The organism is Pseudanabaena biceps PCC 7429, assembly GCF_000332215.1.
Taxonomy (GTDB): Bacteria; Cyanobacteriota; Cyanobacteriia; order Pseudanabaenales; family Pseudanabaenaceae; genus Pseudanabaena; species Pseudanabaena biceps.
In genome coordinates this window covers 1-7,515 of the sequence record NZ_ALWB01000225.1, presented here as the reverse complement: position 1 = coordinate 7,515, position 7,515 = coordinate 1, and the positions used below count along the sequence as shown (strand labels likewise).

Below are 7,515 nucleotides of genomic sequence, written 5' to 3'. Positions count from 1 at the left end.
TGGCAAATGGGGTAGCACACATCAAGATGTGAAGTTAAATGGCGCGATCGCCAATATCCTCAACTTTGACGCAAGTGACATTAAATACGACCACGAAAATACCAAGATATCCATCGCCAAAGCTAGCATCACAATTCCGAAACTAAATGATGCCAAAGCCAACGTTGAGAATGCACGAATTGACAGCAATGGACTTGATTGGGACAAAGTCACACTCAGCGCAACCCAAATTGCTCTCGGTAGCTATGTCAACATCAGCAAACCTGAAGCAGTTATCAGTGGTGCAAAAGATAAATACAACTCCAAGTTCACAGGCGACTTTAGCGTCAACCTTGGACAGAGTGACATTGTCAAAGTCAATGGCAGTGGTAAACTCACTGTCCTGTATCAAGATGGCAAATGGGGTAGTACACAGCAAGATGTGAAGCTAAATGGCGCGATCGCTAATATCCTTGATTTCAGTGCCAGTGATATTCAATACGACCATGAAAATACCAGAGTATCAATCGGTCAAGCTGGCATCACAATCCCTGACCTTTATAATGCTACTGCCAGTGTTGATAATGCAAGAATTGATAGCAATGGACTTGATTGGGATAAAGTTAAACTCAGTGTCACCGATATTGCTTTAGGACAATATGCCAACATCAATGCAGTTTCCGCAACTATTGGTGGAGCAAAACAGGATTACGCATCTGAGTTTAGTGGCGCTTTGGGCGTAAATCTTGGAACATCCAACCTAGCTGAAGTTAATGCTGAGGGGCAACTCACTATCAAAAACGTGAAGGGGCAGTGGAGTTGTCCCAATAACAGTGTCAGTCTTAAAGGAACTATAGCTGACGTTCTAAAATTTGAAGCAAGCAAGATTCAATATTACCATGCCGATAAAAAGGTGACTATCGGTCAAGCCAGCGTCACCATTCAACAGCTAAACGATACTAAAGCCAGCATTGATAATGCAAGAATTGATAGCAATGGACTTGATTGGGACACGATCAAAGCACAAACGGGCGATATTTCTCTAGGAACAGTTTTATCAATTAAGAAACCTGCTCTCATTGTTGAAGGCGCTACGAGCAGATATAGCACGACAGTAAGTGGTGGTGTGGGATTGCATTTTGGTAAATATCTAACTGCTGGAGGTAGCGGTAAGGTTAAACTCGATCGCAGTCAGGGTAGTGGCAAAAGCAAAATTCAAGTTGAAGAAGCAAAGCTTGAAGCTAAAGGAGATATTACTTTTCCTGGGGATTTCTTCTCTTGGCCAAATATTAGTTTCGACTATCCCATTGTACCGGGGGTAGAAGCTGGGCTTGAACTCGGCATAAAGGGAGGCATTGGTGCTAGTTTACAAGGCACGATCGCTAAGCAAGCGGCGCAGGATTGGAATTTAGGTATCAACCCAGAGATCCATGGCTTTTTAGGAGTTGATTTAAAGGCAAAGGTGGGTGTAGGAAGCGCGTACATTGCTGCAATTCAAGCATTTGTTTCTGGTGGCTGTGATGCTGCTTTTAATGGTGGATTAGAACTTAATGGCTCGTTAAAATATGACGAGGAAACCAAGAAAGTTGACGCAACTAAATTAACATCAAAATACTATGCAAATGCTGAGTTTAAAGCATCGCTTTCCGCGGGAGTCCAAGCTCAAGCCCTCTACTTCTTCACCAAAAATTTATACCGAATCAGGGCAAAGTGTAGCTTAGGTGCTGGCAGATTAGAAGGAAAGCTAGTGTTTGACGAAAATGGTGGATTTCGTATAGACCCACCCAAGTTTAGTGGTGTAATTGGAGGGACATTTGATAAGACTTCTATAAAATTAGAAGAACAATCCTATGAATCAATTAAGAATGAAATTGCTGAGGCAATTTTAAAGGATGCCGCACAAAAGATCGCTGGTAGTGGAGAAAAGCGCAAGGAAATTATTAATGAAGTTAAAGCTGCGTACATTAGATCACTTAATGAAGCCAAAAAAGTGATTAATAAAGAAACTGAAAAGAGCGAAAAATATATTAAAAATCTCGAAAAGATAGATATAAAAATAGATCGTTATAACGAATTGATTAAGCTTGCTAAGAGTCTTGAACAAGAAGAAGATTCTTTAAATAGCCAAAAAATAGACTTAAGTAAGGAATTGGAGAATGAAAAGACGAAGTTGGATAAGCAATTGGAAACTGAAGTTGAAACTTTAGTAAATGAAGACAACAATTCTAAGGAGAAGTCAAAGAACAAGAGTGGGCTTGGAAGTAAACTCAAAAAAGCTGTTAAGTTTCTAGGAAAAGGTAAAGAAGCATTAAAGGATACATTTATCCCAGATAAACTACGTGACAAATATAATGAGATTTATAATAAGTGTCGGGAGAAAAAACTCAAAGTCGAAAAAGCTATTGATGACAAGAAAAATTTAATGGAAACAAAGTATGACGACTTTAAGAAAGAAAAGAAAGAGTCTTTTGCTTCTCTAAAAGATAAGGCGAGAGAAAGTTTTCCTAGTCTTGCAGAGAAAGCTTCAACGATAAAATCTAACGCATCAGCTTTGACTAAGAAGGCATCTGGTTTGAAAGCTGAGATAAAGGAAAGTATCAAAGAGAAAACTTTGATTAAATTGACAGAACTTGGCATCAAAAATTCAGAGAGCTTTGTAAAACGTATTGGTCAATTAACAGAGTTGCAAACCAAATATTCTAAAAAGCATGAGTTACACTCCAATTTTCTTAAGAGTGCTATAGAGGCTAAGATTAAGGCGGAAAAAGTCTTGGAGGATGTAGATGCAGCGATCGCTAATCTTCAACAGCTAGAAGAAGGCACAAGCATGAACAAGCTTACGGAGATGAATGAGCAAGAAAGAGCATTTATGAATGCCAAAAATGAATTACATAAAGAAGAAGTTAACCTTGAGGATGATCTCATGAAGCAAATTGCTGATATTGAAAAGGAGTTAGCTAAGGCTTTAGACTAGTCTGAGAATTTATATGGATGAGTTACTTTATTTCTTACATCAGTTGGATCAGCGTTTAGAGGCAGCGTTTATAGCGGCTCAAACATTATTTGCTGGGGGGATAGATGCTGATCCTTATCGGGGTATTCAGATCGGAGAGTCAGAAGTAGAACGGTTATTAAAACAAGCTCCTTCTGAACCTTTTTTTTCATCATCAGTTTCACCATCGGTACAGAATTATCTTCGCTTTGAATTGTCTGGTACTGCGGAAACTTCTAAATTTATTTGGCTTCAGGAGCAATTTGGGTTAGATCGCTTTGATCTGGGTATTTTGGCGATCGCCTTAGCGCCAGAACTCGATCGTCGCTATGAACGTCTATATGCTTACCTACAAGATGATGTGCGGACAAAGCGTCCAACTGTTGATTTAAGTCTTAATTTATTATGCGATTCTGCCCTAGAAAAACTTGCACAACGAATTCATTTTAGTCCAGACTCTCCGCTTATTCGTCATGGGTTAATTCAGATAATTTCTGACCCTTATCAATCCTTACCTTCACTACTATCTCATATTATTAAGCTTGATCCTTTAGTTGTTAATTTCCTATTAGGACAACAAAGTTTAGATGAGCGACTGAGTCATTTCTGCAAGCTAATTATGCCTAAATGGAATGGTCATCATTTGCCATTGTCCGGCAAAATTAAGTACACATTGCCCAAACTTGTCCAGTATCACTGGGAGACGCAAATACCATTAGTACTATATTTTCATGGCACAGATCAATCGATCAAACAGGACGTAGGCGAAGCGATCGCTTATGCACTAAATGTGCCAATTATAATTGCTAGTCTGAACAATATCTCAGAGGTAAATTCAGAATTACCATCAACATTTAACATTCTTTTGAGGCAAGCTAAATTTCAAAATATATTACTTTATATAGATGGATTAGATCGATTAAAACAGCCAGATTATGAAAATCGGTATCAAGATATTCTTAATCTATTGGCTGATCAAAATAGAGTAACTATCCTCAGTGGATCTACTGGGTGGAAAAATATTAATACTCGGCTTCAAGGTGTAGTTAATATTTCTTTCCCCATGCTCAATGTGGAGCAGCGTCAGCATTTTTGGGAAAAACATCTTCAAGCTGCTCAAATTCATTTAGATAGTGACGATCTCATAAACCTGAGCGATCGCCTCCGCCTAACTTCTGCTCAAATAGCTAATGCTGTAGCGATCGCAATAAATCATCAACAATGGCATAACTTAGACCAAGAAGAGATATCTGAATTATCCACTCAAAGAATACAAGTGAGTCATCTTTTTAATGCAGCCCGAGGCTTATCAAGTCAGAATCTTAAATCTCTCTCGCAACAAATTCTGCCAAAATATGTATGGGATGATATCGTTTTAGCCAATCACCAAGAAGCTCAGCTTAGGGAAATTTGTGATCAGATTAAATACCAAAATTTAGTTTGGAATACATGGGGATTTAATAAAAAGCATTCATTAGGCAAAGGCTTAAATGTACTATTCTCAGGTATATCGGGCACAGGTAAAACCATGTCAGCCGAAATCATTGCTCAAGAATTGCAACTGGATTTATACAAAATCGATCTATCTCAAATAGTCAATAAATATATTGGTGAAACAGAAAAGAATCTCAATCAGATTTTCACGGCAGCGACCGACGCAAATGCTATTTTGCTCTTTGATGAAGCAGATGCTTTATTTGGCAAACGAAGTAATGTGAAAGATGCCCACGATCGCTATGCAAACCTTGAAGTAAGCTACCTTCTCCAAAAAATGGAAGAATACGAAGGACTAGCCATCTTAACAACAAATCTTCGTAATAATATGGATGAAGCTTTCACAAGACGGCTACAGTTTATTATTGATTTTTCATTGCCAAATGAAAAGCAAAGATATCAAATCTGGCAAAAAGCATTTCCTAAAGATACTCCCTGTGAAGATGATCTAGGATTTAGTTTCTTGTCCCATAATTTTGAATTGACAGGGGCAAATATTCGTAATATTGCCTTAAGATCTGCATTTTTTGCTGTGAGAGAAGGCAAGATAGTTGAAAGACGACACATCATCCAATCAATTCGACGAGAATATCAAAAAATGGGTAAAATCTTAAAAGATAACATTGAGCATGGATATCTCTAGAAATTGATGAAACTTCTCGTCAGCTAGCGAACTTGCTCATATTGAGTACGTTCCCTTAGGTGGGACATACAGCGCTTTGCGCTCAAACCCTAGGGATGGGCTTGCCAGTGAGAGCCGAGAGCTTCATCAAGAATTCATCAGTACCGCGAATACCGACGGGACGGCTGACGTAGTGCCACTCGGTTTCGATGTATTCTCTGGTCTTGGTGGTGGCATAGGACTGGAATGCGATCGTCGCTTCACCATTGATCGAATCCGCAGCATCTTCTAGCTTGGTTCTACCGAGATACATTTGGTATTCACCAGTGTTAGGCGAATCTAGGTATTCAGAGTTATCAGCAAGCAAGGTGTAATTGACATCCATCAAATCAGCATAGCGCTTGATTTCGCGCAGGTTACCAATGTAGGTTTCAAATCTTGGGATGAAGTTAATCTTGCCGTTGGTGGTTTCTTGCTTCTTACCTGCCGTCAGGTTAGAGAGAATACCCTTGATCATGTTGTCTTAGCCCGTGATGTGGGAAACCGACAAAACTAGGGGTATGGGCGTAGGGAACGGGGAAAGTTTGAGGAACTGAATTGGCTGCCTTAGCATTGCTGATGAATGCTTGTAAGTCATCACCAATTACTTCTGCCATACAGGTTGTGCATACAGCAATCATCTTGGGCTTATAGAGATTGTAGGAAGTTGCCAAACCTTCAATCATATTCAATTGTCCGCCAAAAACCGCTGCATCTTCTGTCATCGAAGAGGATACTGCTGAGAAGGGTTCTTTAAAGTGGCGAGTGAAGTGACTGCGGAAATATGCCACGCAACCTTGAGAACCATGTACGAAGGGTAATGTAGCTTCAAAACCAACTGCTGCAAGGATTGCTCCGAGGGGCTGACAGGCTTTAGCGGGATTGACGGTGAGGGCTTCGCGGGCGAAATTCTTTTCGCGATATTCCCAGCTCTTTGTCCAGTCAGCAATCTCGGCGACTTTTTCGGAACTATGTCCACCTTCAAATTCTTTCTTCGCTTTAAACAGCTCTTGATATTCGTCTTGGTGGAATAACCGAGCGTGATCTTGAATGTCGTTAACGTTATTCTGAGCCATGATTTTAATTCTCCATAAGGGCTTTGAGTGTTCAGTTTGCCTACGGCAAACTGAACACTGCAAGATAAGGGGAGATGGGGAGATCTATGCAACTTTAGCAGTTGGCACTGGTCGCTCAAGCAGTGATAAATAGCTGTAAAGCTTATCCAGCAAGGATTTATGGCAATTGACTGCAAAAATGTGAAAAGCTTGCCCAGAAATACTTTGAGTGACTCATCCCTCTTTTACAGTCCAGTGCCGAGATGCTTTGGTTGTTAATACTGCAAACCCAGCAGGAATATCACGTTCTAATTCTGTAGAGAGAGTTACCGCTCGTTCTGCAATCTCTCGATCATCACAAAAGATTGCAGGTGTAGCCTGTCCGACAATCTCTCCCATACTGTAACCCAGCATTTGTTCAGCACCTTGATTGAAAACCTGAATGATGCCATCAAGATTTGTGGTAATAATTGAGTAATGGCACTGGACTGTAAAAGAGGGATGAGTCACTCAAAGTATTTCTGGGCAAGCTTTTCACATTTTTGCAGTCAATTGCCATAAATCCTTGCTGGATAAGCTTTACAGCTATTTATCACTGCTTGAGCGACCAGTGCCACATAACATGAATTCCGAAAATAACAACTACTTAGTTTGTTTCAATCACTTCTTATTAATTGATATTATATGAAATTCCCAGATCGCTCTTCCTTGATGAGAGAGGATGAATCAGGCTAATTTATTGTTCCCATATCGCCCAAGGGGATATAGACTGGCGATAAGGGGCTTGTGAGTTTCCATACAACTCAATTATTAGGAAATAATGTTGTGAGGTATAGAGATATCCTCATTCAGTATTTGTAGTCATCCCAATATTGAAAGCAATGGTAATTCGAGATTCTTCGCTCATATTCGTCTCTACCCCATGCCCAAGCCAACTGGGAAAAAGAAGCATAGAACCAATACGAAGTTTATAAGTAGCTAGGCATAAGTAAACATAAAACCGAGAAGAGCATAACACTCGCGCAGCGGTCGGTATGCCCTCTGGTTTTGGTTTTTAATTATGCCGAACTACTTGGCGTTGCACAAATGAGAGATGAATGAGTAAATAAAAGATAACGAGTTTTAGCAATGAAAAACAATGAAATGTCCAAAGTGTGGTTCAACACATATTCGTAAAAATGGGAAACGAGGAGACAAACAAAATCATATTTGTGCTGATTGCGGTCGTCAGTTCATTGATAACTACTCAGTGCTTGGATATTCGCAAGATGTCAAAAGAATATGCCTAAAAATGTACTGCAACGGCATGGGATTTAGACAAATTGAGAGATGTA

At 39.7% G+C, this 7,515-nt stretch carries 6 protein-coding genes and 1 pseudogene; 3 read left to right on the top strand and 4 right to left on the bottom strand.

Annotated features, from left to right (window positions below):
- Window positions 1-142: 142 nt before the first annotated feature.
- On the bottom strand, window positions 143-418 hold the full coding sequence (locus tag PSE7429_RS26025) for a hypothetical protein (RefSeq protein WP_144052545.1): 276 nt from the start codon (window positions 416-418) through the stop codon (window positions 143-145).
- 3 nt (window positions 419-421) lie between these two features.
- Here PSE7429_RS26025 and PSE7429_RS19025 point away from each other — a divergent pair, with 3 nt between their 5' ends.
- Complete coding sequence (locus tag PSE7429_RS19025) at window positions 422-2,953, top strand: hypothetical protein (protein WP_144052544.1); 2,532 nt, start codon at window positions 422-424, stop codon at window positions 2,951-2,953.
- A 13-nt stretch (window positions 2,954-2,966) separates the two neighbouring features.
- On the top strand, window positions 2,967-5,108 hold the full coding sequence (locus PSE7429_RS19020; protein ID WP_009628960.1) for an ATP-binding protein: 2,142 nt from the start codon (window positions 2,967-2,969) through the stop codon (window positions 5,106-5,108).
- An 88-nt stretch (window positions 5,109-5,196) separates the two neighbouring features.
- Here PSE7429_RS19020 and nifK read toward each other — a convergent pair.
- The 3 genes and pseudogenes from nifK to PSE7429_RS28040 all read right to left on the bottom strand — a co-directional run.
- Window positions 5,197-6,202, bottom strand: a pseudogene (gene nifK, locus PSE7429_RS28045) (nitrogenase molybdenum-iron protein subunit beta); the annotation flags it as partial.
- A gap of 213 nt (window positions 6,203-6,415) precedes the next feature.
- Entirely contained in the window at window positions 6,416-6,691 is a 276-nt protein-coding gene (locus PSE7429_RS19010) for a PAS domain-containing protein (protein WP_009628957.1), read from the bottom strand.
- 334 nt (window positions 6,692-7,025) lie between these two features.
- Window positions 7,026-7,199, bottom strand: coding sequence for a putative 2OG-Fe(II) oxygenase (locus PSE7429_RS28040; RefSeq protein ID WP_407681162.1), 174 nt, complete (start codon window positions 7,197-7,199; stop codon window positions 7,026-7,028).
- Between the two features lie 120 nt (window positions 7,200-7,319).
- On the opposite strand from PSE7429_RS28040, the gene PSE7429_RS26670 reads away from it, so the two are divergent.
- Window positions 7,320-7,515 (top strand): IS1 family transposase (locus tag PSE7429_RS26670; RefSeq protein WP_144052543.1); only part of this gene is annotated, 196 nt, incomplete at its 3' end.